At 48.4% G+C, this 24,065-nt stretch carries 27 protein-coding genes; 19 read left to right on the top strand and 8 right to left on the bottom strand.

Annotated elements, in window-relative coordinates:
• Nucleotides 1–3 precede the first annotated feature (3 nt).
• The 3 genes from SB724_RS12540 to SB724_RS12550 all read right to left on the bottom strand — a co-directional run bounded on the left by SB724_RS12540 (nt 4) and on the right by SB724_RS12550 (nt 1,926).
• The gene (locus SB724_RS12540; RefSeq protein ID WP_022553760.1) at nt 4–426 is read right to left on the bottom strand and encodes a regulatory YrvL family protein; all 423 of its coding nucleotides are present in this window, start codon (nt 424–426) and stop codon (nt 4–6) included.
• 66 nt (nt 427–492) lie between these two features.
• Entirely contained in the window at nt 493–1,653 is a 1,161-nt protein-coding gene (locus SB724_RS12545) for an oxalate decarboxylase family bicupin (RefSeq protein ID WP_007410043.1), read from the bottom strand.
• Between the two features lie 117 nt (nt 1,654–1,770).
• Nucleotides 1,771–1,926, bottom strand: coding sequence for a YvrJ family protein (locus SB724_RS12550; RefSeq protein WP_012118419.1), 156 nt, complete (start codon nt 1,924–1,926; stop codon nt 1,771–1,773).
• 242 nt (nt 1,927–2,168) lie between these two features.
• On the opposite strand from SB724_RS12550, the gene SB724_RS12555 reads away from it, so the two are divergent.
• The 5 genes from SB724_RS12555 (at nt 2,169) to SB724_RS12575 (ending at nt 6,511) form a co-directional block, all read left to right on the top strand.
• Nucleotides 2,169–2,705: a sigma-70 family RNA polymerase sigma factor gene (locus tag SB724_RS12555; RefSeq protein ID WP_410571390.1), complete on the top strand. Its 537-nt coding sequence runs from the start codon at nt 2,169–2,171 to the stop codon at nt 2,703–2,705.
• Nucleotides 2,702–2,938, top strand: a complete 237-nt coding sequence (gene rsoA, locus SB724_RS12560; protein ID WP_410571353.1) for a sigma-O factor regulator RsoA — start codon at nt 2,702–2,704, stop codon at nt 2,936–2,938. Before SB724_RS12555 ends, rsoA begins: the two co-directional genes overlap by 4 nt.
• 172 nt (nt 2,939–3,110) lie before the next feature.
• Nucleotides 3,111–3,830: a response regulator transcription factor gene (locus tag SB724_RS12565; protein WP_410571355.1), complete on the top strand. Its 720-nt coding sequence runs from the start codon at nt 3,111–3,113 to the stop codon at nt 3,828–3,830.
• Nucleotides 3,827–5,569, top strand: coding sequence for a HAMP domain-containing sensor histidine kinase (locus tag SB724_RS12570; protein ID WP_007613700.1), 1,743 nt, complete (start codon nt 3,827–3,829; stop codon nt 5,567–5,569). Before SB724_RS12565 ends, SB724_RS12570 begins: the two co-directional genes overlap by 4 nt.
• A 63-nt stretch (nt 5,570–5,632) precedes the next feature.
• Complete coding sequence (locus SB724_RS12575; RefSeq protein WP_088461649.1) at nt 5,633–6,511, top strand: SMP-30/gluconolactonase/LRE family protein; 879 nt, start codon at nt 5,633–5,635, stop codon at nt 6,509–6,511.
• A gap of 51 nt (nt 6,512–6,562) precedes the next feature.
• Here SB724_RS12575 and SB724_RS12580 read toward each other — a convergent pair whose 3' ends face one another.
• Nucleotides 6,563–7,354, bottom strand: a complete 792-nt coding sequence (locus SB724_RS12580; RefSeq protein WP_003151783.1) for an SDR family NAD(P)-dependent oxidoreductase — start codon at nt 7,352–7,354, stop codon at nt 6,563–6,565.
• Between the two features lie 187 nt (nt 7,355–7,541).
• On the opposite strand from SB724_RS12580, the gene SB724_RS12585 reads away from it, so the two are divergent.
• From SB724_RS12585 to liaR, 11 genes are all read left to right on the top strand, one after another.
• Nucleotides 7,542–8,486, top strand: coding sequence for an ABC transporter substrate-binding protein (locus SB724_RS12585; protein WP_410571358.1), 945 nt, complete (start codon nt 7,542–7,544; stop codon nt 8,484–8,486).
• Complete coding sequence (locus SB724_RS12590) at nt 8,449–9,495, top strand: FecCD family ABC transporter permease (RefSeq protein WP_270353729.1); 1,047 nt, start codon at nt 8,449–8,451, stop codon at nt 9,493–9,495. The genes SB724_RS12585 and SB724_RS12590 overlap by 38 nt, the downstream gene beginning before the upstream one ends.
• Complete coding sequence (locus SB724_RS12595) at nt 9,492–10,718, top strand: ABC transporter ATP-binding protein (RefSeq protein WP_410571360.1); 1,227 nt, start codon at nt 9,492–9,494, stop codon at nt 10,716–10,718. Before SB724_RS12590 ends, SB724_RS12595 begins: the two co-directional genes overlap by 4 nt.
• A complete protein-coding gene (locus SB724_RS12600) occupies nt 10,715–11,284 on the top strand; it encodes a cob(I)yrinic acid a,c-diamide adenosyltransferase (RefSeq protein ID WP_007613687.1) in 570 nt (189 codons plus the stop codon). The genes SB724_RS12595 and SB724_RS12600 overlap by 4 nt, the downstream gene beginning before the upstream one ends.
• Before the next feature lie 164 nt (nt 11,285–11,448).
• Nucleotides 11,449–12,717, top strand: a complete 1,269-nt coding sequence (locus SB724_RS12605) for an MFS transporter (protein ID WP_007613685.1) — start codon at nt 11,449–11,451, stop codon at nt 12,715–12,717.
• Nucleotides 12,718–12,883: 166 nt separating this feature from the next.
• Complete coding sequence (locus tag SB724_RS12610; RefSeq protein WP_007410056.1) at nt 12,884–13,264, top strand: protein liaI; 381 nt, start codon at nt 12,884–12,886, stop codon at nt 13,262–13,264.
• Between the two features lie 13 nt (nt 13,265–13,277).
• Nucleotides 13,278–13,955, top strand: coding sequence for a stress responsive protein LiaH (gene liaH / locus SB724_RS12615; RefSeq protein ID WP_410571363.1), 678 nt, complete (start codon nt 13,278–13,280; stop codon nt 13,953–13,955).
• A gap of 105 nt (nt 13,956–14,060) precedes the next feature.
• Nucleotides 14,061–14,930, top strand: a complete 870-nt coding sequence (liaG, locus tag SB724_RS12620) for a LiaG family protein (protein WP_410571365.1) — start codon at nt 14,061–14,063, stop codon at nt 14,928–14,930.
• Between the two features lie 26 nt (nt 14,931–14,956).
• A complete protein-coding gene (liaF, locus tag SB724_RS12625; RefSeq protein WP_038459783.1) occupies nt 14,957–15,688 on the top strand; it encodes a cell wall-active antibiotics response protein LiaF in 732 nt (243 codons plus the stop codon).
• Nucleotides 15,685–16,767, top strand: coding sequence for a two-component system sensor histidine kinase LiaS (gene liaS / locus SB724_RS12630; RefSeq protein WP_410571368.1), 1,083 nt, complete (start codon nt 15,685–15,687; stop codon nt 16,765–16,767). Before liaF ends, liaS begins: the two co-directional genes overlap by 4 nt.
• Nucleotides 16,745–17,377, top strand: a complete 633-nt coding sequence (gene liaR / locus SB724_RS12635; protein WP_044801796.1) for a two-component system response regulator LiaR — start codon at nt 16,745–16,747, stop codon at nt 17,375–17,377. The genes liaS and liaR overlap by 23 nt, the downstream gene beginning before the upstream one ends.
• Nucleotides 17,378–17,419: 42 nt before the next feature.
• Here liaR and SB724_RS12640 read toward each other — a convergent pair whose 3' ends face one another.
• The 3 genes from SB724_RS12640 to gerAA are packed head-to-tail and all read right to left on the bottom strand — an operon-like array spanning nt 17,420 to nt 21,046.
• Complete coding sequence (locus SB724_RS12640) at nt 17,420–18,532, bottom strand: Ger(x)C family spore germination protein (RefSeq protein ID WP_007613667.1); 1,113 nt, start codon at nt 18,530–18,532, stop codon at nt 17,420–17,422.
• Nucleotides 18,529–19,629: a spore germination protein gene (locus tag SB724_RS12645; protein WP_032876583.1), complete on the bottom strand. Its 1,101-nt coding sequence runs from the start codon at nt 19,627–19,629 to the stop codon at nt 18,529–18,531. Before SB724_RS12645 ends, SB724_RS12640 begins: the two co-directional genes overlap by 4 nt.
• The gene (gene gerAA / locus SB724_RS12650) at nt 19,604–21,046 is read right to left on the bottom strand and encodes a spore germination receptor protein GerAA (protein ID WP_007613662.1); all 1,443 of its coding nucleotides are present in this window, start codon (nt 21,044–21,046) and stop codon (nt 19,604–19,606) included. Before gerAA ends, SB724_RS12645 begins: the two co-directional genes overlap by 26 nt.
• Nucleotides 21,047–21,162: 116 nt before the next feature.
• Here gerAA and SB724_RS12655 point away from each other — a divergent pair, with 116 nt between their 5' ends.
• Both SB724_RS12655 and fumC read left to right on the top strand, forming a co-directional pair.
• Nucleotides 21,163–21,348, top strand: coding sequence for a YvzF family protein (locus tag SB724_RS12655; protein ID WP_003151806.1), 186 nt, complete (start codon nt 21,163–21,165; stop codon nt 21,346–21,348).
• Nucleotides 21,349–21,415: 67 nt separating this feature from the next.
• Nucleotides 21,416–22,804, top strand: coding sequence for a class II fumarate hydratase (gene fumC, locus SB724_RS12660; protein WP_410571371.1), 1,389 nt, complete (start codon nt 21,416–21,418; stop codon nt 22,802–22,804).
• Between the two features lie 36 nt (nt 22,805–22,840).
• Here the strand turns inward: fumC and SB724_RS12665 are convergent, their stop codons facing one another.
• Nucleotides 22,841–23,716, bottom strand: coding sequence for a TetR/AcrR family transcriptional regulator (locus SB724_RS12665; RefSeq protein ID WP_017418948.1), 876 nt, complete (start codon nt 23,714–23,716; stop codon nt 22,841–22,843).
• A 178-nt stretch (nt 23,717–23,894) separates the two neighbouring features.
• Here SB724_RS12665 and spxO point away from each other — a divergent pair, with 178 nt between their 5' ends.
• Nucleotides 23,895–24,059 carry an anti-adapter protein SpxO gene (gene spxO, locus SB724_RS12670; RefSeq protein ID WP_007410067.1) on the top strand — a complete coding sequence of 55 codons (165 nt, stop codon included), beginning with the start codon at nt 23,895–23,897 and terminating at the stop codon, nt 24,057–24,059.
• Nucleotides 24,060–24,065 lie beyond the last annotated feature (6 nt).

Below are 24,065 nucleotides of genomic sequence, written 5' to 3' on the forward strand. Positions count from 1 at the left end.
TTTTTATTGCGCCCGGGGCTGCTTTTGTCCGGAGACGCATTTATCCAAAACGAAAAAAACCCCCGCCACAATCAGCTCCTCCGTCGTTGACAGCCAAATCTTTTCAATCAGTTTATCCGTCGTATACGCGGTCATCCAGAGGAACAGCAGCTGAACGGTGCTGGCTAAAAGGAGAAAAGGCAGCCTGCCCGTCCTAAAAAAGGTAAAGCTATGTATCATCAGCCGCTCAAGCGGTTCAAAACATAAACCGAGAAAAATAAAAAGCACGGAAAAAAGCAGGACGTACGCCATCGATCCGTAGCTCGTCCCGGCTAATGAAAATACAGCCATCATCACGATAAAATACCCGAATAATACGGCAGCGGCTGCCAGGGCATACCGGAGCACCTGAAGAAAAAACATTTTCGTCCCGTTTTGATTGATCATCTGTTCAGCTCCTTTTCACACAGAGGAGACTTGCAGAGACGGAACTCTGCAAGCCGGTGTGTGTCTTCAGCATTTCTTTTTGACGACAGGGTGTTTCTCTTTCGAAAGAATATCCGTAAAGTCTTTGCCCAGATCCAGATGCTGCTGGACGAATTTCTCAGGAAGCATGGCAAGCCATTGGTTCAGGGACACATCGGCATAGTGGTCATCCTTGAAGATTTCCAGGAAGACGAGCGGCTCATCTCCCAAATTCTCCACATAGTGGCCCATTGCGAACGGAACGTAACCGACATCCCCGGCCTGATAGTTAAATGTTCTCGCATGGCCGTCCGATGCAAAAACCGTCATCCGTCCTTTACCGGAAATATAATACTGCCATTCATGCGTGTTCGGATGCCAGTGCAGCTCTCTCATTGCGCCCGGTTCGACCACGACAAGCGCTGAAGCGATCGTTTTGGACACTTTGAAGTTTGTGGAATCCGCGATATATACTTTGCCGCCATCCGTCTCAGCAGTCGGGCCTTCATCCAGCAGGCGGTAAGTGAACGGATATGGCACTTCACCGTTCGGGCCTTCCACAATGTCATCTTTCAGCTTCCCGGGAACCGGCTCTTCAAAGATATATTTTTCTTTCCCGGGCAGGCCGGCGAGGTCTTTTTCTGAAACCCCGAAGTTGTTGGCGATGACATCAAGCGGTGTGTGGGCAAGCCAGTCAGTCACTTGGAATGTGCTGTTTTCTGAGAAGGAACCGTCATCAAAAACCAAGAGGAATTCACAGCCTTCTTTCAGCGCCTGAATGGAGTGCGGCAGGCCTGACGGGAAGTACCACAGATCTCCTTCCTTCACGTCATCGATAAAACTGCGTCCCTGTTCATCAACAATCGTGACCCGCGCTTTGCCCGTCAGCATATATGCCCATTCCGCTTCTTTATGCCAGTGCAGCTCACGGATGGCGCCCGGTTTTAAACGCATGTTGACAGATGCCAGATTTTCAGAAATCGGCAGCTCGCGAACGGTCACCTCACGCGCGTATCCGCCCTTTTCCAGCCGGTTGTGCACATCTGAGAAAGAGAATTTCATATTATCCACTGTGCCGTGATCCGTTTCCGGCGGCGTCAGCATATCCGGATTTTGGCGGTCTCTTTCAAGGTTGCGCGGTATCGTGACGGTCGCCCCTTTGTCTCCTCTGATCGGCTGCGGGATATTGCAGTTGTTTTCTTTTGACATGTAAATCGTCTCCTCTCAAGCTTTGTTTTTTCAGAAAGAGAATGTGAAAGGCCTTTCGTTTTCCCTTCTGCTTTGTTAAGTGATGCGTTCCGATGAAAAGTCAACTTCGTGTGAAAATTAATTTTTCATTTTCTGATCTTTCAGTTCCGTCATCAGTTCGATCAGGGCGTCAAACTTCTTCTCAAACCGTGTGAGAAGATACATGGCAATGAGAGCCGGAAAGCCGAGATTGCCGATCTGTCTGACCGCTTCTTCTATAAAAACCTGATCCATTATCAGCCACCTCCTGACTTGACCTGCAGTCATGTATATAAGTGAAAGAAAGAGCGGCTCCTGTAAACCTGATATCGCGGTTGAGGGTCTTTTTTTTGTTCCGGCAAATCCGGGACATAAGGAGTGCGGAATCTTAGTCGGAAAGGAGTAGTTTACTTTTTTTTGCTTTCTTTCATTTAATTTAAATAGGGGGCGGTTTTATGGACTATCAAGTTCTTTTACGGTCAAAATGCAAGGAAATTATGAAACATCCGATCGTTAAACATTTTTTAAGTGACCCAAAGCATTACGAGAAATTTAAAAATGTGCTGGAACATTCAGACGAGAAGGATGCAAAATCACTGGACGACCAGTTTAAACAGTTTTATAAGGAAATCCGGATCATCAAATATATGAACTCTATGATCCGGATTTTCTCCATCGATTTTGACAAGCGCATCCGTAAAAATCAGAAGCGCTATCCGCTGACGGTGGATCAGCCGGAGGGAGGTGAAGCGCTTCCCTATGAAATGGGAAAAGACGCGTATGAAGAGTTTCTGCGGAAGCAGGGGGATTTGAGCCAGCATGTCCAAAACCGTGATTTATACGAAGCGCTTCAGACGTTAACCGATAAACAAAAAAGCGTGCTGACGAATATTTATCTTCACGGAGCGACGATGAAGGAGATTGCCGAGTCGCTGGGTGAATCACGGCAGAATATTTCTAATATTCATAAAAAAGGGCTTGATAATCTCAGAAAGCAGCTGGACAAGCAAAAAAAGGGGGAAAATAAGCAGTGAACGGGCCATTTGACTTCAACAAAGAGAACACAGATACCGACGAAATGGAACTTTTGATTTCGCGTTTTTCGCCAATGATAAAAAAAAAACTGAGCAATACATCATACCAGGAAAGAGAAGATCTTGAACAAGAATTGAAGATTAAAATAGTTGAAAAAGCGGACTTGCTGTTATGCCAGGAAGTGCCGGGTTTTTGGGAATTTATACTTCATCTTATAAATGAAAGCTCCTGACAAAAGCGGCGGGATGATTGATATTCCGCTCTGACAACGTGAGAAAAACGAGAAGAGATGTCCGTCTCGTTTTTCTTTTCTGTTTCCCCGCAAGACCTCCGCACTAAAAAGATACCAAATCTTATCCATATAATGATATGATGAAAAAAACAAAGAGAAAGGAACGTCCAAGGTGGAAAATGCGTCAATTTTAATTGTAGACGATGAGAAGGCGATCGTTGATATGGTCAAACGCGTTCTCATCAAAGAAGGCTATCACAACATTAAGACAGCCGGAAGCGCTGAGGAAGCGATCGAGTTTGTTAAACATGAAACCGCGGATCTGCTCGTGCTGGATGTGATGATGGAAGGCATGTCCGGTTTTGAAGCATGCACCGAAATCCGGAACTATACCGACGCTCCGATCTTTTTTCTGACTGCCCGTTCTTCTGATGCGGATAAGCTGTCAGGATTTGCATTGGGAGCTGACGATTATATAACAAAGCCGTTTAATCCGCTCGAATTGGCGGCGCGGATCAGGGCGACGTTAAAGAGAACCTATAAGCGCGAAGAGAAAACGGCGGTAAAGACGTATTCATACAGCCATTTTTCCTATTCGCCGCAAAACGCCGAGCTGATCGTCGGGGGCGAGCCCGTCAGCTGCTCCGCACAGCTTCTGCAGCTGCTTCAATATTTCTGTGAACACCCTGATGTGGTACTCTCAAAAGATCAGATCTATGAAAAAGTATGGGGATATCCGTCTTACGGCGATAACAACACCGTCATGGTGCATATCCGCAAGCTCAGAGAAAAAATTGAAAAAGACCCCAGCAATCCGTCCTATATTGTAACGGTGCGCGGCCTCGGTTATCGGTTTATTCCCGATCAAGGAGAAAAAGGAACCCGCTCATGAGAATGCGCGGAAAATTTCTGCTCCACTTTTTCGGACAGCTGCTGCTTGTCATCCTGCTGATGTCCGTTTTGGCCGTCGCTTCTTTCTTCTATTTGGATTGGCGTTTCAGCGAAGCGGAAGCCAATGCGGGACTGACCAAAGCGACGGCAGACTCATTTGAAGCGTGGCTTGATAAAAATGAAGACGGCACATGGGATGTCGATGAATTTTTAAAGATGTCAGTCAGAAAGCAGAAGGGCTGGCTGCAGATCATTAATGACAATGAAAAAACGGACTACGCCTACAGAGTGCCGAAAGACGTCCCGAGCCATTACAGCAGAAAAGACCTCTTATCCATTTATCAGTACCGGAATTTTGACAACTACAAGCTGAACTACTGGACGGTCACGATAAATGATGAGACCTATTTGATTCTGTTCGGCTGGAAATCCGCCAGTGAGCAGCTTCTCACTTACATCGAATCACAGGAGCCATCCCTCGCTTCCCTTTCTCAATATAAAAAAAGCACGGTTGATTATATTAAACGGGAAAAAGGGGCGGTCTACCTTCTCGAAGACAGCGGCAGACTGCTCGGGGATATCAACAGCACGAAAAAAGAACGGAACACCGTCAATGAGCTTGAATTGCTGAAATACAGTTCCAAGCCGTGGAATTACAAACGGGAAATTTCTTTTAAAAGACTCGATAAAACGAAATGGATGGTCGCATCGGTGCCGAACCCCGTGTACATCCCCGATCACGAGTTTAACAAATCATTTTTGAGAAATGTGATGAAAACCCTCTTCCTCTTGATCGGAATCCTGGTATTTATGATCTGCATCTTGACCATCTGGTACTCTTTCCGTTTCGGCTGGCCGCTGTTTCATACCATCAAATGGCTCGTCAATTTATCAAAGGGCCGGCTTGAAGAACCGAAGAACCGCAAAGGACAGCCGGTCAGCAAAAACAAAAAAGGCAAAACAAAGCAGCCGTTCCGCTTTTTCGCCGAGATTTTCGAATCGATGGATCAGCTGACTGACACGCTGAAGCGGGATAAGAAAAACAGAGAAAAAATCCAGGCGACAAGGGAAGAATGGATCGCCGGGCTGAGCCATGACTTAAAAACCCCGCTGAGCACGATTTACGGCTACAGCATGATGCTTGAATCGAAGCAATACGACTGGACCCCGGAAGAAGTCAAAGAGATGGGGCAGATCGTCCGGGAAAAATCAGAATATATGTCGAAGTTGATTGAGGACTTAAACTTAACATACCGCCTCAAAAACGCGGCCCTCCCGATCGAACGGCGGCTGATCAACGTCGTGCCGTTTATCAGAAACGTCACGAACGATTTCACGAAAAACACGTTCTCGGAAGGCTATGACATCGCCTTTGAAACCAAAAAGGAAGATATTCTTTTCGCCATTGACGAAGCGTGGTTCCGCCGTGTTCTGGAGAATCTGCTGGCAAACGCGGTTAAGCATAATAAGAAAGGGACCGCCATTCGGGTCGTGCTTGAGGAATCAGCCGAACAGCTCATTCTGAAAGTGAAAGATAACGGAAGAGGAATGGACGACGAAACGATTCACCAGCTGTTTAACCGTTATTACCGGGGAACGAATACGAAAGGCCCGTCAGAAGGAACGGGACTCGGACTCGCCATTGCCAAGGAGCTGGTACACCTTCATAACGGAACCATCCATGTCAACAGCAGAATCAGCGCCGGAACGGTGATTACGATTCTTTTTAAAAAAGATTAAGTTTGGACGCCGCTTTGTCGGGAATAACAATAGAAGACTGACAAGCAAAAGAGGTGTTCACATATGGAAGCAGCATTACGAGCAGATACGAGAGCAGTTATCGGAGAAGGCCCTTTATGGGACAAGGATAAGGAATGCCTGTACTGGGTGGATATACTGGGCAGCCAGCTCCATATCTTCACTCCGGCTGACGGAATCAACCGCTCCGTTAAATTCAAATCATTTGTCACGGCTCTGGCCTTGTATTCAAAGGAAGAGCTGGTGATGACGATGAAAGACGGGTTTTACCTGTACAATCTTCGGGAAGATACATTGACGAAGATGAAGCAGCCGAGAGACATGCGGGAAGATATCCGTTTCAATGACGCAAAATGCGACCCGTCCGGCAGATTATGGGCGGGAACGACGAGCATGGAAGGCAAAGAAGAGGAGGCTTCGCTGTACCGTCTGAATACGGACGGCAGCCTTGCCAAAATAAAAGACCAGGTCTCCACCTCGAACGGTTTGGATTGGGATCGGGACCGAAACTTGATGTACTATATCGATACTCCGACGCAGGAAATCGTCTGTTATGCATATGATCCTGAAACCGGAGCCGTATCAGATCCGAAAACGGTCTACCGCTTTCCGGAATCGCAAGGATCTCCCGACGGAATGACCATTGACCGTGACGGAATGCTGTGGGTGGCTCTGTTCGGAGGCGGCCGTGCCGTCCGGATTGACCCGTTTTTGCATAAGGAAATTGCATCTATCGAAGTTCCGGCGAAATACGTCACCTGCTGCGCGTTCGGGGGCAGAGACTTGAACACGTTATACATTACGACCGCGACGGAAAAATTGACGGAAGCCGAAAGACTTGAGCAGCCGCATGCGGGCGGCCTGTTTTCAGCAGAGCTTGAGACGGGCGGCTGGGAGCCGGTTCCGTTTGCAGGCATGATGTAAAAAAAAGCCCTGGCATATGGGGAAGTTCCCATTGTGCCGGGCTTTTTTGTGTTAAATGGAGCGGATGATGCCGCCTTCAACCCGCTGTGCGGTGCCGTTAATAGCAGAAGCCGCTGATGAAGCGAGAAATACAATCGTATTGGCGACTTCTTCCGGGGTTGCATAGCGCTGAATCAAAGATGTCGGCTCATTCACTTTAAAATAATCCCGGACGAAGCTGTCCGTGTCTTCTCCGGCAGCCTTTGCGGCTCCTTCCATGTAAGAAGCGACGCCTTCGGTCCATGTCGGTCCCGGCAGCACGGAGTTGACCGTGACATTTGTGCCTTTCGTCATTTCAGCCATTCCCCGGGACAAGCTGATTAACGCCGTTTTCGTCATTGAATACGGAATCATTTGCGCAAGCGGTTTGACTCCGGCTTCACTGGAGATGTTCAGAATTCGTCCGCTGTTTCTTTCGAGCATTTGCGGCAGAAAACGCCGGCACAGGCGCACGGCGCTCATAACATTCACTTCAAAATACCGAGTCCATTCGTCATCAGACACCTCAGCGAAGTCCTTTACTTCAAAAAAGCCGAGGTTATTGACAAGAATATCGACTTCCCCGATTCCGCCGGCGCGCTTGATCAAGTCATCCGCCTCATCCTGGCGCGATAAATCCGCAGCGATGCCATGAACCGTTCCGTAAGCGGAAAGCTCTTCAACCGTCCGTTCCACAGTTTCTTTTTTTCTTCCATTTACAATCACCTCGGCGCCTTCGGCTAAAAAGCTTTTTGCCGCGGCTTTTCCGATGCCTGAAGTTGATCCTGTAATCAACACGAGCTTTCGTTCAAGCTGTAATTCCATGATAATCCTCCTTTTTACGCCATTGTGTAACAGTATACATGATGAATTTTAGTGTGTACGAACAATTTGCTTTCATGCAAAAAGGCCGGATATACAAGCCTTAAAGACTTATAGTATAATTACTGCGAAAAAAGGATACGAATGTCAAAGAGACAATCGTTTACCATAATCAGGGGGAGTTAAAAGAATGAAGAAGATCACTGCCGTCTGGGCGGCGCTCTTGGTCACCGCCTTTGTGATCGCCGGCTGTTCCGGCGCACAGGAAGAAGGAAGCGCGGCCAAACAAAAAGCCGTCTCAACCGAAGCATTCCCGTTAACCATTAAGGATGCCGCGAACGAAAAAGTAACCATAAAGCAGGCACCGGAAAAAATCGTTTCCCTCATGCCGAGCAATACGGAAATTACATACGCGCTCGGACTGGGAGATAAGGTCGCAGGCGTCACGACAAATGATACATATCCGAAAGAAGCGGTAAAAAAACCGAAAGTCGGAGATATGAATGTGAACGCTGAAAAAGTCATCGCGCTGAAGCCGGATCTCGTGCTTGCCCACGCGTCCTCTATGTCCGCTTCCGCCGATGCGATGAAGCAACTGAAAGATGCGGGCATCACCGTCTTAACGGTCAATGATGCGCAATCGTTCCAAGACGTATACAAATCTATCAGCATGATCGGAAAAGCGGCCGGCAAAGAAAAGCAGGCGGATAAGCTGATCAAATCGATGAAATCCGACCTTTCCGGCATAGAAAAGAAAGCGGCGGCCATTTCTGAAAAAGACGAAAAGAAAGTATTCGTCGAAGTGTCTCCTGACGGCTACACGACGGGGAAAGGCACGTTTATGAACGAAATGCTTGAAGATATACACGCGAAAAACGCTGCCGGCAGCCAGACCGGCTGGGTGCAATTGACGGATGAAGCGATTGTCAAAATGAATCCGGACGTCATCATTACGACAGACGGCGTAAAGGCCGCTGAAGTGGAAAAACGCGCCGGCTGGGGTGCCGTCAATGCGGTCAAACACCACAATGTCTATTCTGTTGATCCCGACCTTGTCACACGCTCAGGCCCGCGCCTTGTCAAAGGGGTCGAGAAGCTTGCAGAAAGCGTTTATCCTGAAACGTTTAAAAAGTAACCGCCCGCTGGCCTACACGGTCAGCCTGCTGTTTTTAGCCGTTTGTACGGCACTCGGCATTTCAATCGGCAGTCTGCATATTCCTTTATCCGACGTTTTTTGGATCGGGATCGGCCGGACATCCTCGGCTGACCCTATGAATGTAAATATTATGATGAATATCCGCCTGCCGAGAGTCGTTCTGGCTGCCCTTGTCGGAGCCGCGTTATCTATTGCGGGGGCGGCGTTTCAGGGACTTCTGAAAAATCCGCTCGCCGACCCTTATACACTCGGGGTATCTTCGGGAGCCTCAGCGGGAGCCGTTATCACCTTGTTTTTCGGCATTCAGATTCCCGTTATCGGCCGGTTCACACTACCGGTTGTCAGCATCGCCGCAGCGATTGCGGTCATGGCGGCGGTTCTGTTTTTCAGCCGCCTCGTTCATGCGTCGATGTCGGTTTCAACGCTCATTTTGACAGGCATCATCATGAATTCTTTTCTCGGGGCTCTCATTTCGCTTGTGATCGCTTTAACGGGAAATGATCTGCTCCCGATTGTCCGCTGGCTGTTAGGAAGCGTGTCAATGAGGGGCTGGGGCTATGTCGCGCTGTTTCTGCCTTTTTTTCTGGCCGGGACGGCGCTTCTGCTTATCAATGGCAGAGAATTAAACATTATGACTTATGGAGAAGAAAAGGCAAGGCTGTTAGGCGTCAGTACGGGAAAAAGAAAACTGCTGATGATCGCTGCCGGATCTCTGCTGACGGGAGGAGCGGTTGCCGTCTCGGGGACGATCGGATTTGTCGGCCTTGTCATTCCCCACGTGACACGGCTTTTATGGGGAACGGATCATCGCCATTTACTGCCGCTGTCAGCATTGACGGGGGCCGGGTTTCTCATTTTGGCGGATTTGTTTTCCCGCACCGTCATTGAGCCTGTCGAATTGCCGATCGGCATTATGACGGCTTTGGCGGGAGCGCCTGTATTTGCCTTGATTCTGCTTCGCCAGCATCATGGAGGGAAACGCTTATGATCAGGGTGAGCAGCCTGTCCGGCGGGTACGGAGGCCGGATGATTGTGGAAGATGTCAGCTTTACCGCCGGAAAAGGTGAATTTGTCGGCATACTCGGTCCGAACGGCTCGGGAAAAACAACGCTGATGAAATTGCTGACGGGAATGCTCTCTCCGTCAAAAGGCGAGGTGCTCGTCGCAGGCAGGCCCGTCGACGGATACAAGCCGCGGGAGCTTGCGAAAATCATGGCCGTTTTGCCGCAGCATACGGAGCAAGCTTTTACATTTACCGTTAAGGAAACAGTGTCCTTCGGCAGATACCCGTATCAAAAAGGACTCTTCAGACAGATGGATCAACATGATGAAGACATTGTCCGGGAAGCGATGGAAATGACGGGCATCGACCGATATGCGCAGCAATCCGTCCGCAATCTGAGCGGCGGGGAGCGGCAGCGCGTCTATCTGGCGCAGGCGCTGGCTCAGCAGCCGGAGGTACTGTGTCTGGATGAGCCGACGACCTTTCTTGATCTCAAATATCAGAAAGACCTGCTTGATACGGTGAAGCGGCTGACGAGAGAAAGAGGCCTGACGGTCATCAGTATTTTTCACGACCTAAACGCCGCAGGCCAATATTGTGATCAGCTCCTGATGATGAAAGACGGACGCGCTTTTCCGAAGCAGACGCCGGATCAGGCTTTGAAAAAAGAGACGATTGAAGACATTTATGGCATCACTGTCAGCGCTGTTGCCCAGCAATCGTCGCCGAAACCGCTGATCGCTTTCATGCCGGAAGCGCGGGAGGAAAGAGAGCCTGTCAACGTTCCGTTCGCCTCTCTGATAAACAAAAGCGGAAATACCGTAACGCTTCATACAGAACGGCCGTTCAGAATGTTGACAACCGCATCTGACGGCCCGGGCTTTTCGTGGAGCCGCCGGCTTTCCGGCTCAGCGGCCGCTGGTTTGATCTGCCGTACGTTTGATTCGGTCACAATTGCCGTGACTGCGCAGCATACCGTTTGGGTGCTGATCAGCGGACGTTTATCGGAACAGGGATTTGTACGGCTGTTAACGGCAGCGGCTGAAGCGAGAATGCAGGCTCTTTCCGGCAGACAGGCAAAAGGCGACATTGTCATTTGTGCCTTGCAGAAAGGAGAGGCGATGGACGTCCCTCACGCGGAAAGAGAAGTCAGAAGAGGAACCGCGGCATGTGTAAAAGCGGCGGAAGAAGGAGGAATACAACGATGAAGCTGTATACGAAAACCGGCGATAAAGGACAGACAAGCCTGATCGGCGGCAGAACGGATAAAGACAGTCTGCGGGTTGAAAGCTACGGGACGATCGATGAGCTGAACAGCTTTATCGGGCTTGCGCTTGCGGAGCTTGATGATTGTGAGAATTGCGGTGATGTGAAAGCCGAACTCCGAAACATTCAGCATGAGCTGTTTGACTGCGGCGGCGACTTGGCGACGGTCACTGAACATAGAAGCTATACATTAAGAGAGACATCTATTTCCGCATTGGAAGACTGCATAGACCGTTACACGGCTGAAGCGCCCCCGCTTGAGAAATTTATTCTTCCGGGCGGCCATAAGGCGGCTGCTCAGCTTCACATCGCGCGGACCGTCACGAGACGGGCTGAGCGTCTCGTCGTGAAACTGGGCAAAACAGAAGAGATAAATGATACGGTGATGCGTTACTTGAACCGCCTGTCTGATTATTTTTTCGCGGCGGCAAGAGCGGTCAACGCAAGACAGGGCGTTCAGGATATAGAATATGAAAGAAGCGCCGCGGTATTCCGTGATGATGAATAACGTTTTGTTCAGCCGGCAGCAGCAAGCCGGCTGTTTTTTTATAGAGATATCCATCAATTGAACCTTTATTGACAGAAGGAAAATGTATCTTATGCATTATTGACTGAAAAATTAAAAAATGAGATATTATAAGAAACATTGTAAAATAATGGGGGATTTGATAGATGGATACATACAATAAGAGCGAGAGCATCTGGAATAAAAATTTCACCCTTCTGTTTATCTCAAGGCTAGTTAAATTGTCAGGCGACGGTTTTGCCTTTAATTCCATTCTGTGGTTTTTGATTTTTGACGGGGAAGGCGCGATCGGCACGTCCCTGCTCATTGCGGTCACGTTCCTTCCGGAGGCGATGCTGGCGCCGATTACCGGGCCTTTTATGAAGCAGCATACGCTGAAATTCTGGATGTATTTTTCCGACCTCACGCGCGCGGCGGTCGTGTTGATCATTCCGATCTGTTATTTTAACGGTTTTTCTCCTTTATGGTTTGTCATGCTTCTCATGATTGTGCATTCAGCCACGGGAGCCGCTTATAATCCCGCATCTATCTCGTTAATCCCCAATATTGTCGGAGAAAACAGCCTGCAGAAAGCGAATGCGGTCATCCAGTCATCAGGCCAGATCGTCAGGCTTGCCGCCATTACGCTGAGCGGGGTGTTCTTAACATTTATCAGTCCCGCTTATTCTTTGTTTATCGCTCTTATATTCTATCTTCTATCAGGTTTTCTCGTACTTTTTATGTCATACCAAGTCCAGCATGCCAAACAGGATACAGTCGCCGTCAGACAGCGCGGGACGTATTTCGGAAGGCTCAAACGGGGTTTCGTTCTTGTCAGGAAGCACCAGATTTTATACCCGCTCGCCATCTATTGTATCTTCATGAATTTTGCGGCCGCTCCGTGGGAGGCGCTCTCTGCCGTTTATGTCGCCGAAGATTTAAACATGCCGCCGATCATCTACTCGCTTTTGAAAGCGACAGGAACGGGCGGAGCCTTTTTAATGGGTTTTATTTTGGCTAAGGTGAAGGTGAACAAATACGGTCTCCTGTTTGTGTCAGCGGGAATCATAGAAGGAGCGGCATTTTTCATCACCGGCCTTAACACTTTTCTGCCGCTCGTCTTCCTCGCCGCGTTTGCGTTCGGATCTGCCGTCAGCGCGATTAATGTGCCGGAATATACGATTATTCAGACGTCTGTGGACCATGATGACCAGCCGCAAGTCTATGCCGTCATCCATATGATCTCAAACATATCCATTCCGCTCGGCGCGGTTCTTTGCGGATACGCGGCTAACGCCTTCGGTTCCGGAAAAGTCATTGCCGCCGGCGGTCTCGTTGAAGTCCTGTCCGGTCTCGGAATATTGTTCTTTACGAAGCTGGCCAAAGCCGAACGCTCAGATCTCATCAGAGAAAAAGAAGCGAGCATCAGAATATAGATTTTTCGTGAAACGCCCTGCGCCGTCCGGTGCAGCGGCGTTTTTTTATGCGAAGGTCCGGGGGCTTATACGACTCCGGTCTGATATGAAAATCAATCTCTGACTCGTTTTGCCGGCCGCGGGATTTGTTTATAGTAAAGACAAGGAAAACGAAAGGAGGATCTGCATGAATATAAATGGTAAAACGGCAGGCGGCTTTCTGCTGATTGTGTTCGGACTTTCTGTCTTTTTCGGAGGAGGCCATTTCGCATTTATCATCCCGCTGGCGATCGGAGGCCTGATGCTTTACTGGGGAATCAAACGTTTTTCAAAAGGCCGGGCGGTATCGGGTATCATCGCGGGCGTCATCGGAGCTATGATTCTCGTCGGTTCTCTTCCATTTATCGTTGCGATCGGACTGGCCGGCGCCATGGTGTATTTCGGATGGAAGATGATGAAGCAGGGCGGCTCAGACACCGCTTCCCGCCAGTATGAACCGGAAGCGGCATCACCGGGATATCAATCCGGATTTGACTCTGAATGGGAAGAATTTCTGAAGAAAAAATAAGGAGGAAGACAAAATGGTCTTAAAAAGAATAAGAAATATGTTCGTCGCATCTGTTAACGAAGGGCTTGATAAATTAGAAAATCCGAAAGTCATGCTGAATCAATATGTGCGTGATATGGAAAGTGACATCGCTAAGGCGAAACAAACGATTGTCAAACAGCACACGATGGTTCATCAGTTTAAGAAAAAACAGGAAGACGCCTCCGAAACGGCGGCAAAACGGAAAAACCAGGCTCAGCTTGCTTTTGACGCCGGGGAAGAGGAGCTAGCGAAAAAGGCTCTGACTGAAATGAAATACCTTGAGGGAAAAGCGGCCGAACATGAAAAAGCGTATGAGCAGGCGAAAACACAGCTGGCAGAGCTGAAAGAGCAGCTGGAAACTTTAGAAACGCGCCTTCGCGACGTAAAGGATAAAAAACAGGCGCTCATCGCCCGCGCGAACGCGGCAAATGCGAAGGAACATATGAACGCTTCTTTCGACAAAATTGACAGCGAAAGCGCCTACAGAGAGTTCCTTCGAATGGAAAGCCGCATTGAAGAAATGGAAGTCCGCGTCAAATACGGCACTTCAGCTGAGGCGAACACAGAATACAGCCGCTCCCAATATTCAGATGAGGTAGAAGCTGAGATTGAAAAAATGCGCTCGCTTTCTCTGGAAAAAACAGAGCATCAAAAAGCGGCTCATGAATAATGTGCACAAGGGAAGATCGGCGCGTTTACGCCTCTTCCCTATACGCACGTATCAATTCTCCGGCTTTTCCTTTATAATAAAATGAATGAAAAAGGATGGAACGTAATGAAGCGTAAGATTGCCAAAGGACTGATGGCGGCGTCCGTTCTGATCTGCTGTCTGTTTTTGGTGAAAGAAGTGTTTGCCGGGCGTTTTTTTCCGCTGTACGAAACAGAAGCGGAATCGGCAAGCATACCGCCGCGTGCCGTCAACAGCCTGTCCGTTTCATCGGAACAGACGGATGTGAAAATCATCGCGGAAGCGCGGAATGATATCGCGGCAAACATGACGGGACCGGCGGGGAAAATGTTTGTCCAAAACAGGGGAAAGACCATCAATCTCAAAGCGAAGGAGAAAGGGTTCCAATTTCTGAATCTCTTTCAGCGTCCTCTGCTGATTGTCCGCATTCCGTATGATTATCATCGGGACATCACCGTCCATACGTCAAACGGCAGCATTGCCGTCGACGGAAACAAGGGGCTGTCTCTTGCGCACCTCGGCGTCCGTTCTGTAAGCGGGAACATGTCGCTGAAGCACGTGAAGACGGATGTGTTTGAAGCGAAGGGACTGTCGGGCAATCTCACAGCAGCAGGCCTTGCGGCAAAAACGGGGGCTGTCCGCTTATCCTCGGGACATGTCGGGCTTCAGCATGCGGCGGGCGCCCTTGACGTGCGGGTCGCTTCCGGCAGTGTCGACGCCTCGCTTGAGACGGCGGATGCTCCCGTATCCGTCAGGCTTGCGAGCGGCAGCGCAGCGATCAGCCTGCCGAAAGACGGAAGTTTTACGGTGAACGCCGAGACGGCAAGCGGAAGGATCCGGCCGTCTTATTCCTTTGAGAAAACGAGTAAGGAAGGCGGGGCATTTACCGGCATGAAAGGCAGCGGCGCCAGGCCGATTGATATAAAAGTGACGAGCGGCAATATTGCACTGCAATAGTCAAGGAAAGGAGGGGCAAGCAGCTGATGGCAAAAAAACAGATTCTCGGACTTATCATCGCCTTATTAGGCGTCAGCATGTTTTTGCGTATTATCGGCATCGGCGACTTCTTGTTTTGGCCGCTCTTTTTTCTGATCACAGGCTATATTTTTAATAAATATTCCCGCGGCTGGCTCGGCTCCGTCCTGTATATCTTCGCCGCTTTTTTATTTTTAAGGAACCTGTTCAGCGCCACCTTTAACCTGTTCGGCTATGCCTTCGCCGCCTTTCTCATTTACGCGGGCTACAGGCTCCTGAAAGGAAAGCGCGTGCATGAACATAAAGAGAAGAAAATCAATCTTGAAAAAGAAGAGCAGCCAAAGCCTTCCGCCCAGCCGGAAAGCAGACAGCCGGACCTCCGCAGCTTTTTTATCGGCGAGCTGCGGATGATGAAGGACCCGTTTGAGCTGAATGATTTAAATGTTTCCGGATTCATCGGCGATGTGAAAATTGATTTGTCAAAAGCGATGATTCCCGAAGGAGAAAGCACGATGACCATCAGCGGTGTCATCGGCAACGTTGATGTGTACGTCCCGCCGGATATCGAAGTGTCCGTCAGTTCATCGGCTTTTATCGGCGATATGAACCTGCTCGGCTCTAAGAAAAGCGGCATGAGCCCGAATCTGTATAAAGTTTCGTCTGAGTACGGCGACTCGCCGCGGCGGATTAAAATTTCAATTTCGTTATTCATCGGCGATGTGGATGTGAAGTATTTATGAGGAAAAAATTACTCGCCAATATTCAGTGGCGCGCCATGCGGATGACCGCGGGACTCAGTCTGCTCCTTTGCGCGGTGTTTATTACGCTGATGCTGCTGTATTACGGGCTTGACCCGATGCTGCTGTTTTCTTCCGGCTGGTTCGGTATTCCGTTTGTGGTCATCCTGCTTCTGGCGTCTCTTTCGGCGGGATTGATTTCCGGTTATGTATACGGCGGCCGCCTGAAAACAAGGATGGATACACTGATTGAAGCGGTTTTGAAATTTGAAAACGGCAATTTTGCTTATCGGGTGCCGCCGCTCGGCGAGGATGAAATCGGTCTGGCGGCAGATCAGCTCAACGAAATGGCCAAGCGGGTCGAGCTCCAGGTCACATCGCTGCAAAAGCTCTCCAACGAACGGGCGGAATGGCAGGATCAAATGAAAAAATCGGTCATCACTGAAGAACGCCAGCGGCTGGCGCGCGATCTGCACGATGCCGTCAGCCAGCAGCTCTTTGCCATATCTATGATGACATCCGCCGTCTTAGAGCAGGTGAAAGATGCGGATGACAAAATCGTCAAACGGATTCGCATGGTTGAACATATGGCGGGGGAAGCGCAAAACGAGATGAGAGCGCTGCTATTGCATTTGCGGCCCGTCACTTTAGAAGGAAAAGGCTTAAAAGAAGGGCTGATTGAGCTGTTAAAAGAGTTCAAAGCGAAGCAGCCGCTGGATATTGAGTGGGACATCAGCGATACGGGTGTGTCAAAAGGCGTTGAAGACCATCTGTTCCGCATCGTGCAGGAGGCGCTTTCCAACGTTTTCAGACATTCAAAGGCGACCAAGGTCACCGTCAGGCTCGGCGCGAAACATCAAAAGCTGCAGCTTAAAGTCATTGATAACGGGGCGGGTTTTACGATGGATCAAGTGAAAGCATCCTCATATGGCCTGCATTCCATCAAGGAAAGAGCGAGTGAAATCGGCGGCATAGCGGAAATTATCTCCGTAAAGGGAAAAGGCACGCAGATCGACGTGAAAGTCCCGATTTATCAGAAAACAAAAGGAGAGAACGACAGTGATTCGAGTGTTACTGATTGATGATCATGAAATGGTCAGGATGGGTCTGGCCGCATTTTTAGAAGCACAGCCGGACATTGAAGTCGCCGGTGAAGCATCAGACGGGCAGCAGGGCGTCGATCTGGCCGCAGAGCTTTTGCCGGATGTGATTTTAATGGACCTTGTCATGGACGGCATGGACGGCATCGAAGCGACAAAACAGATATGCTCGAAACTCAATGACCCGAAAATCATCGTGCTGACGAGCTTTATTGATGACGACAAAGTGTATCCGGTGATCGAAGCGGGAGCGCTAAGCTATTTGCTGAAAACGTCCAAGGCGGCAGAAATAGCCGAAGCCATCAGAGCGGCTGCCAAGGGCGAACCGAAGCTTGAATCGAAGGTGGCGGGAAAAGTGCTGTCAAGGCTGCGCCATTCAGAGAATCAGCTTCCGCATGAAACGCTGACAAAAAGAGAACTGGAAATCCTCTGTCTCGTCGCGGAAGGCAAGACGAATAAAGAGATTGGTGAAGAGCTGTTCATTACGATTAAAACGGTGAAAACCCACATTACGAATATATTGTCAAAGCTTGATGTCAGTGACCGCACGCAGGCAGCCGTATATGCCCACCGCAACCATCTCGTGACATAAGAAAAGGAGAGCGGCGCCAGCACACTCTCCCGAGGGACGGGGTCATTGGGACATTCCCTTTGTTCCGAAATCCCTGATGGCGACTTTGACTTTGTATTCAATATCCGATTCACTGAAGTGATGATCCCAGTCAGAGGATATCTTTTTCCATTTACCGGGATAATGAATCCGGACTTGATCGCCTAACCCGGTAATATCCACTTTCAACTCATGCTGCATGTAATCAATGAATGCCATGACATCTGAATGAATGCTGCGTTTTACCGCGTTTTTGATTTCATTTATATAGGACTCCTTGAAAGAATCTTCTTTCGGGTTCCAATCCTCAGACAGACGGCCTTCAACAAACCGGGTGACGATAAACTTGAATTTTCCATTTTTATATTTTGTTTTTACATTGTATTTGCTGGAAAATACCTCGAAGGATAAATAATGATTGTCATGCTTTGCAAACGTGACGCCTCCCTTTACCGTGCCTGTGAACAGGTTCATATTCTGGACTTGTAAAGGCGTTAAATTCGCATACCAGAATTTATTTTTAATAATGGTAGCGCCCCAGATTTCCAGTCTGCTGCCCACTTGGCGCACTTGAGGAAGGGCAAAGGTCTCGCCTTTGGCGATTTTCTCTGATATTTCCCCCAATGTCACGGGCTCCATCATCCGGATGGTGACCGAATTATTCTCCGTTAAGTCATAGATCGTATTTGACGCAGGTTCTCCCTGGTCACTGATTTTGAAAATATCTTTCGTTTTATCCGGCACCGTCATCACATTGCAGCTTCTTCTCGTACCGTTGTCTCTGATAAATTGGTTCATCAATGCGTCAAGCGGAATGTCATCCTTTAACAGCGCTTCGGAAAACAGCATGATGCGCAAGTGCTGAGAGAAAGCGGGGTGGTTTTTTAACGATGCCGTCCTTAAGGCTTGGTGAACGGTTTCCCCGGAAGTGGAAGTCACCTTTGTCGGATTGCTTGATGTCGACTGCTGGGAACTTGCTTTTTGAGGGATCAGAATCTGCTGCGTCACTTCCACGTTTTCTTCCTCAGGTTTATCGAGCCCGACTCCGATAACGAGGCTCAAGTCTTCTATATTACGGCTGTCCCAGCATCCCGTCAAAAGCAATGAGCAAAGAAAGATTACGATATATTTCTTCATTGCGCTTTTTTCACCTTCCTTTTCACAGCGACGACTCCAAACATCAGTAAAGGCAGCAAAAAGAAAACCAAGAAGATATAGCCGAGAATATCACTGAACATCAACAGCTTGTTGCCGTCTTTTGGCATCAATGATCCGAAGAATGTCGCAATCCCTACGAAGATAATCCCTTTTTTCTGCTTCAGCCCGAAAATTTTATTCAGGCCAGATGTCGCGAAATACCCGTACGAGACATAGGTGGCGAAAAATTGGATGATCCAGACAACAAGCAAAAAGGACTCGAACCTTTCAATAAAAAGCCCTTTGATTTCAAATGATTGAAAGAGCGCGATCGTAGGCCAGATCATTGTTTTGACATCTTGGGTGGTTAAGGCGCCGACGACGAGAACGTAGGTAATGATGTATAAAATAATCGGGATGCCAAAGCCCATGGCCGACATGCGGAATGTGTGCTTTTTATTTTTGAGGTACTCGGGGAGAAACAGCATAATCTCAATTCCCAAGAAGGAAACAGAAACGACGGTCAAGGAAGCCATAACGGGAGAAAATCCCTGCCCGAGCACCGGCCGCAGGTTGTCCAGATCAAATATTTTAAAGCTGAAGGAAAACACCACCAGCAAAATAATGATCGTAATCGTTAAATAGAAAGGAAAGAGCCTGCCGATATCGCTCATGCCGCCGATAATTAAATAAACGGAACAGGCGATAAAGATAAACAGCGTGACCGGCACGGGCGTTCTTTCCAATAAAAAGAACTTGACCATTTCCGCCATCGCCCGGGCTTCGAAGCTGGCGACTCCTATAAAATAGAGACAGATCATAAGATTGACGATATTTCCCGCCCATTTGCCGAGTCCTTCATTCATATAATCAAATAATGATCCGTACTGATGCTTTTTCATAATGAGCGTATTGAGATAAATCAAAAAGATAAAGATGACGCCTTCCAGACATAACGCGATCCAGCCGTCCGGCGAATTTGCCCTTGCTGACAGCGCACGCGGCATGGTGAGGAGTCCCGCGCCGAGCATCGTGTTTGAAATCAATGCTGTCCCTTGATAGCTTGTAAGCTTATTGTGAGTTGTTTTCTGGCTCATTTATGTTTTTCGCCTCTTTTGGTTGATTTTTAATAGGGAGACGGAGAATAGAATCGTTTGCGTTTTTTAAGCTGAAAAATCCATTCGGCGAGAAATACGGAGAACCGAAGCTTCGCTGTCTCGATAAATGAGTGTAGATCGCCAGCATAAATAAAATCATGCCGTACAGCCCGAAAGCTGCCGCGGTAAACATCGAAATGAAACGGAGCACACGGAATGACAGACCCATCCCGTACTGCGGCACCGTAAATGAAGCGAGCGCGACAATGCTGACCACGATGACCATGATGGAGCTGACAATATTCGCTTCAACGGCAGCCTGGCCGATGACGACTCCGCCCACCAATCCGATCGTCTGGCCGAGCGGGCTGGGAAGCCTCAAGCCCGCTTCTCTCAGCAGCTCTATCGTAATTTCCATTACCATCGCTTCAATGATAGGCGGGAAGGGAACGTTTTCTCTGTTCGCCGCGATGGTGACTGCGAGCGTCGTCGGCAGCAGCCCTTGGTGAAACGAAACGAGGGCGATATAAATGGACGAAAAAAACAGCGTGATAAAAATAGACGTAAACCGCAGCGCCCGGATAAGCGAGGCGGAAATCCACCGTTCATAATAATCATCGGGAGACTGCATTAAAATTCCTAAAGAAGCCGGAACCACCAGCGCAAACGGCGAGTTGTCGACAAGGATGGCGACGCGGCCGTTGAACAAGGCGGAAGAGACTTTATCAGGCCGTTCCGTATTTTGTATTTGCGGAAAGGGCGAATACTTATTATCCTCAATAAGCTCCTCAAGCGTTCCAGAATCCTGGATGTCGTCCATCTTCACTTCGCTGAGTCGCTTTACAACATCGCTGACGACAGACGGGTCCGCCTTATCATCTATGTACATGACCGTGGCGTATTTTAACTTATTTTCTCCGATCGGAACCTTTTTCGTTTTCAGCTTCGGATGGTTCGTGCGCTGCCTGATCATGGCGACGTTTGTATCAGAATCTTCTATGAAGGCGGTTTTCGGACCTCTTACGACCTTTTCGGATGTGGGTTCATTCACGCTTCTTTTTTCTCTTTTTCCCGTGGACAAAATGTATACGCTGTCAAGTCCGTTAATAAACACGGCGCATTTTCCCCGCAGAATGGAGATGACGGCTTCCTTCGACGTAAAGACGGGACGGGCGTCGATCTTATCAAGACGTTTCGCCACCGTATCCAGCGTCAGAGTGTCTTCCTCCCGAAGCAGCGTTTCAATCGCTTCTTTTATTTTGTCTTCGTCGTTCATTTCACTCAGATACATATAATAAAAAACAAGCCCGTTCGGAAGCATCTTTTTATTTTGAACCAGGTCATCATTCTGCTCTACGTGGGGAAGCACCAGTGCCAGATTAACGTGTATGTATTCCTTGAATTCCGATTGCGCCATCGACAGTCACCCGCCTTCCAATCCTTAATTGAGGTTATCTTTTCCTGTTAAAAAAATGATATACTATGATAAAGTATTTAATGGTACAAGTTTTTTTATGAAAGCGGAGGAGAGATGTGGCACAAGTCAGACTGGCAGGAAATGCCGAAGAAATTGAACAGCTCATCAAATCATTTGAAGCGCATTACGAAGTGGCTTACACGTCGAAAGAATACCGTAAAACAAATCCGAAGTATAAATACTCAAAGGATTCGCGCGTCTATCTTGAGCTGAAATTAAAAACGGCCAAGGCCGAAAAATAAAAAGGGTTTCATCTGTTACTGGCGAATAATACTCAGGGTGAAGCAACTGTTATGGAGGGATACATAAATGGACTACAGAATTGAAAAAGACACCATGGGAGAAGTTAAAGTTCCGGCAGATAAATTTTGGGGCGCTCAGACACAGCGCAGCAAAGAGAACTTCAAAATCGGTTCAGAAAAAATGCCTCAGCGTGTTGTGAAGGCGTTTGCAATATTGAAAAGAAGCACAGCGATCGCGAACGAACGCCTCGGCAACTTAGAGTCTGAAAAAGCACAGGCGATTGCCGCTGTATGTGACGATGTTTTAAACGGCAAATACGACGATAACTTTCCGCTCGTTGTCTGGCAGACGGGAAGCGGCACGCAAAGCAACATGAACATGAATGAAGTGGTGGCCAACCGCGCGACTGCTTTATTGAAAGAAAAAAATTCCGAGCTGAAGATTCATCCGAATGATGACGTTAACCGCAGCCAAAGCTCAAACGATACATTCCCGACGGCGATGCACGTTGCGGCGGTTCTTGCCGTATATGAGCAGCTCGTTCCGGCGCTTGATCAGCTGCGCGCGACGCTTGATGAAAAAGCGAAAGCTTATCAGGATATTGTGAAAATCGGACGGACGCATTTGCAGGACGCCACTCCGCTGACGCTCGGACAGGAAATCAGCGGCTGGGTATACATGCTTGACCGTTCGAAAGAAATGATTCTTGAGTCAACGGAAAAAATCCGCGCGCTTGCCATCGGAGGCACGGCAGTCGGCACGGGAATCAACGCCCATCCGCAGTTCGGTGAATTCGTCGCGGAAGAAATCACAAAAGTAACGGGGCAGACATTCAAGAGTTCGCCTAACAAATTCCATGCGCTGACAAGCCATGATGAAATCACTCACGTTCACGGCGCGTTAAAAGCATTGGCTGCCGACCTGATGAAGATTGCCAACGATGTCAGATGGCTGGCCAGCGGCCCGCGCTGCGGAATCGGCGAAATCGTCATTCCTGAAAATGAGCCGGGAAGCTCTATCATGCCTGGCAAAGTCAACCCGACGCAAAGTGAGGCGCTGACAATGATCGCCGCGCAAGTGATGGGAAATGACGCGACAATCGGATTTGCGGCCAGCCAAGGAAACTTCGAGCTGAATGTCTTCAAACCGGTTATTATTTATAACTTCCTGCAGACCGTGCAGCTGCTCAGTGACGGAATGAATTCCTTCCATGACAAATGCGCTGTCGGTATTGAGCCGAACCAAGAGACGATTCAGGAAAATCTCTCTAACTCATTAATGCTTGTTACGGCGCTTAACCCGCACATCGGTTATGAAAACGCCGCGAAAATCGCCAAGCTTGCCCACAAAGAAGGCCTGACGCTGAAAGAAGCGGCATTACAGCTGAACCTTCTGACAGAAGAACAATTTAATGAAATGGTGCGTCCGGGAGATATGGTGCACCCGAAAGCATAAAAAGAAAGAACGGCTGCAGTCATTGCGGCCGTTCTTCTAAATAAACTGCTGTTTCAGTAAAAATCTGAGCTGTTCTGCATCTTCAGCCAGCAGGTCGGATTCCTTCAAATTCAAAATCATTCCTTTGATGATTGCCGGTTTCGGCGACTTTTTCTTCATTTCCGCTTCCAGAATATCCAAGCTCTCGGTGAATTCAGATGCTTGCGCCTTGTCCATCGTGCCGATGCGCGTGCGGAGGGTCTGCAAGATCGATTGACTTAAAGGATCGGGCTGCCCGTTATGAAGGGGCCCAAACAGTGAGCTTGCCTCATCAAGAGAAATAAACGCTTCATCATGTCTGTCCGCCATTCCGTTTACGATGTCATCAATTCTGTGAATCACGGTATTTGCCAGAAGCGAAGGCTGTACGGACCGGCCGGTCAGAATGAGATATTCAAGATACATCTGACTGATTCCTTCTATTAAAAAACAAAGCTCGGCTGTATATGGTTCAGCTTTTTCTCCGTAAATAGCAAGAAGACTGTCGATATGAAACTGCAGGATCGACCGGCGGATTCTCTTTCCGCACTGCGCCGCTTCTTCGGTATAAGGAAGTGAACCGTCTTTCATCTGCACGGTAATAAAATCCTGATGGGCGAGAATCGATTCGTAAAACACCGCAAGCTGTTTTTGGTAAGCGGCTCTCGGACTGTCACCCTCCGTTTGGATCGTCGTGATTCGGGTAAACGTTTTATCATAGTAGTAATTCAGCATGGATAGAAGCAGTGCTTCTTTGGAAGGAAAGTAAAGATAAAAAGCGCCTTTTGAGATTTTGCATTCATCGGCGATTTCCTGAACCGATGTAGATTTGTACCCTTTTCGGGCAAACAGTTTTATTGCTGCTTCAATGATCAGCTTTTCTTTTTCCTTCAATGGTTCCACCCTTTCGGAGCCAGGAGGCTGGCTTGTGCTTCTCATGTATGACTATATGGTCATATTGATATTCCGTAAATTTAACCTGATTGTAACTTGTTTTTTTGTTTTGTTTTATTTATATTATAAAGTGAGCTGACCGAATGGTCAAAGTTCTGGCGAAAGGGTGAATCTGAAAATGAAAGAATTAGATGAAATGATCAGCCGCTTGCGAAACAGAGGAATTAAAGTCGAAAAGGTGAAATATCCGAAAAAGACAATTTGTGAAAAGAAATGGGTTCATCAATGCCAAAAACCGCTGAAAACAAACTACAGAGATTTTAACGGCTACTCCTTCACATAAAAAAAG

The organism is Bacillus sp. SIMBA_031, from assembly GCF_046535225.1.
In the GTDB taxonomy this organism is placed as follows: Bacteria; Bacillota; Bacilli; order Bacillales; family Bacillaceae; genus Bacillus; species Bacillus velezensis.

What these genes read in the sequence shown, in the direction of transcription:
- SB724_RS12540 (WP_022553760.1), bottom strand. Translation starts at nt 426, where the DNA reads ATGATCAATCAAAACGGGACGAAAATGTTTTTTCTTCAGGTGCTCCGG.
- SB724_RS12545 (WP_007410043.1), bottom strand. Translation starts at nt 1,653, where the DNA reads ATGTCAAAAGAAAACAACTGCAATATCCCGCAGCCGATCAGAGGAGAC.
- SB724_RS12550 (WP_012118419.1), bottom strand. Translation starts at nt 1,926, where the DNA reads ATGGATCAGGTTTTTATAGAAGAAGCGGTCAGACAGATCGGCAATCTC.
- SB724_RS12555 (WP_410571390.1), top strand. Translation starts at nt 2,169, where the DNA reads ATGAAACATCCGATCGTTAAACATTTTTTAAGTGACCCAAAGCATTAC.
- SB724_RS12570 (WP_007613700.1), top strand. Translation starts at nt 3,827, where the DNA reads ATGAGAATGCGCGGAAAATTTCTGCTCCACTTTTTCGGACAGCTGCTG.
- SB724_RS12575 (WP_088461649.1), top strand. Translation starts at nt 5,633, where the DNA reads ATGGAAGCAGCATTACGAGCAGATACGAGAGCAGTTATCGGAGAAGGC.
- SB724_RS12580 (WP_003151783.1), bottom strand. Translation starts at nt 7,354, where the DNA reads ATGGAATTACAGCTTGAACGAAAGCTCGTGTTGATTACAGGATCAACT.
- SB724_RS12585 (WP_410571358.1), top strand. Translation starts at nt 7,542, where the DNA reads ATGAAGAAGATCACTGCCGTCTGGGCGGCGCTCTTGGTCACCGCCTTT.
- SB724_RS12595 (WP_410571360.1), top strand. Translation starts at nt 9,492, where the DNA reads ATGATCAGGGTGAGCAGCCTGTCCGGCGGGTACGGAGGCCGGATGATT.
- SB724_RS12600 (WP_007613687.1), top strand. Translation starts at nt 10,715, where the DNA reads ATGAAGCTGTATACGAAAACCGGCGATAAAGGACAGACAAGCCTGATC.
- SB724_RS12605 (WP_007613685.1), top strand. Translation starts at nt 11,449, where the DNA reads ATGGATACATACAATAAGAGCGAGAGCATCTGGAATAAAAATTTCACC.
- SB724_RS12610 (WP_007410056.1), top strand. Translation starts at nt 12,884, where the DNA reads ATGAATATAAATGGTAAAACGGCAGGCGGCTTTCTGCTGATTGTGTTC.
- liaH (WP_410571363.1), top strand. Translation starts at nt 13,278, where the DNA reads ATGGTCTTAAAAAGAATAAGAAATATGTTCGTCGCATCTGTTAACGAA.
- liaG (WP_410571365.1), top strand. Translation starts at nt 14,061, where the DNA reads ATGAAGCGTAAGATTGCCAAAGGACTGATGGCGGCGTCCGTTCTGATC.
- liaF (WP_038459783.1), top strand. Translation starts at nt 14,957, where the DNA reads ATGGCAAAAAAACAGATTCTCGGACTTATCATCGCCTTATTAGGCGTC.
- liaS (WP_410571368.1), top strand. Translation starts at nt 15,685, where the DNA reads ATGAGGAAAAAATTACTCGCCAATATTCAGTGGCGCGCCATGCGGATG.
- SB724_RS12640 (WP_007613667.1), bottom strand. Translation starts at nt 18,532, where the DNA reads ATGAAGAAATATATCGTAATCTTTCTTTGCTCATTGCTTTTGACGGGA.
- SB724_RS12645 (WP_032876583.1), bottom strand. Translation starts at nt 19,629, where the DNA reads ATGAGCCAGAAAACAACTCACAATAAGCTTACAAGCTATCAAGGGACA.
- gerAA (WP_007613662.1), bottom strand. Translation starts at nt 21,046, where the DNA reads ATGGCGCAATCGGAATTCAAGGAATACATACACGTTAATCTGGCACTG.
- fumC (WP_410571371.1), top strand. Translation starts at nt 21,416, where the DNA reads ATGGACTACAGAATTGAAAAAGACACCATGGGAGAAGTTAAAGTTCCG.
- spxO (WP_007410067.1), top strand. Translation starts at nt 23,895, where the DNA reads ATGAAAGAATTAGATGAAATGATCAGCCGCTTGCGAAACAGAGGAATT.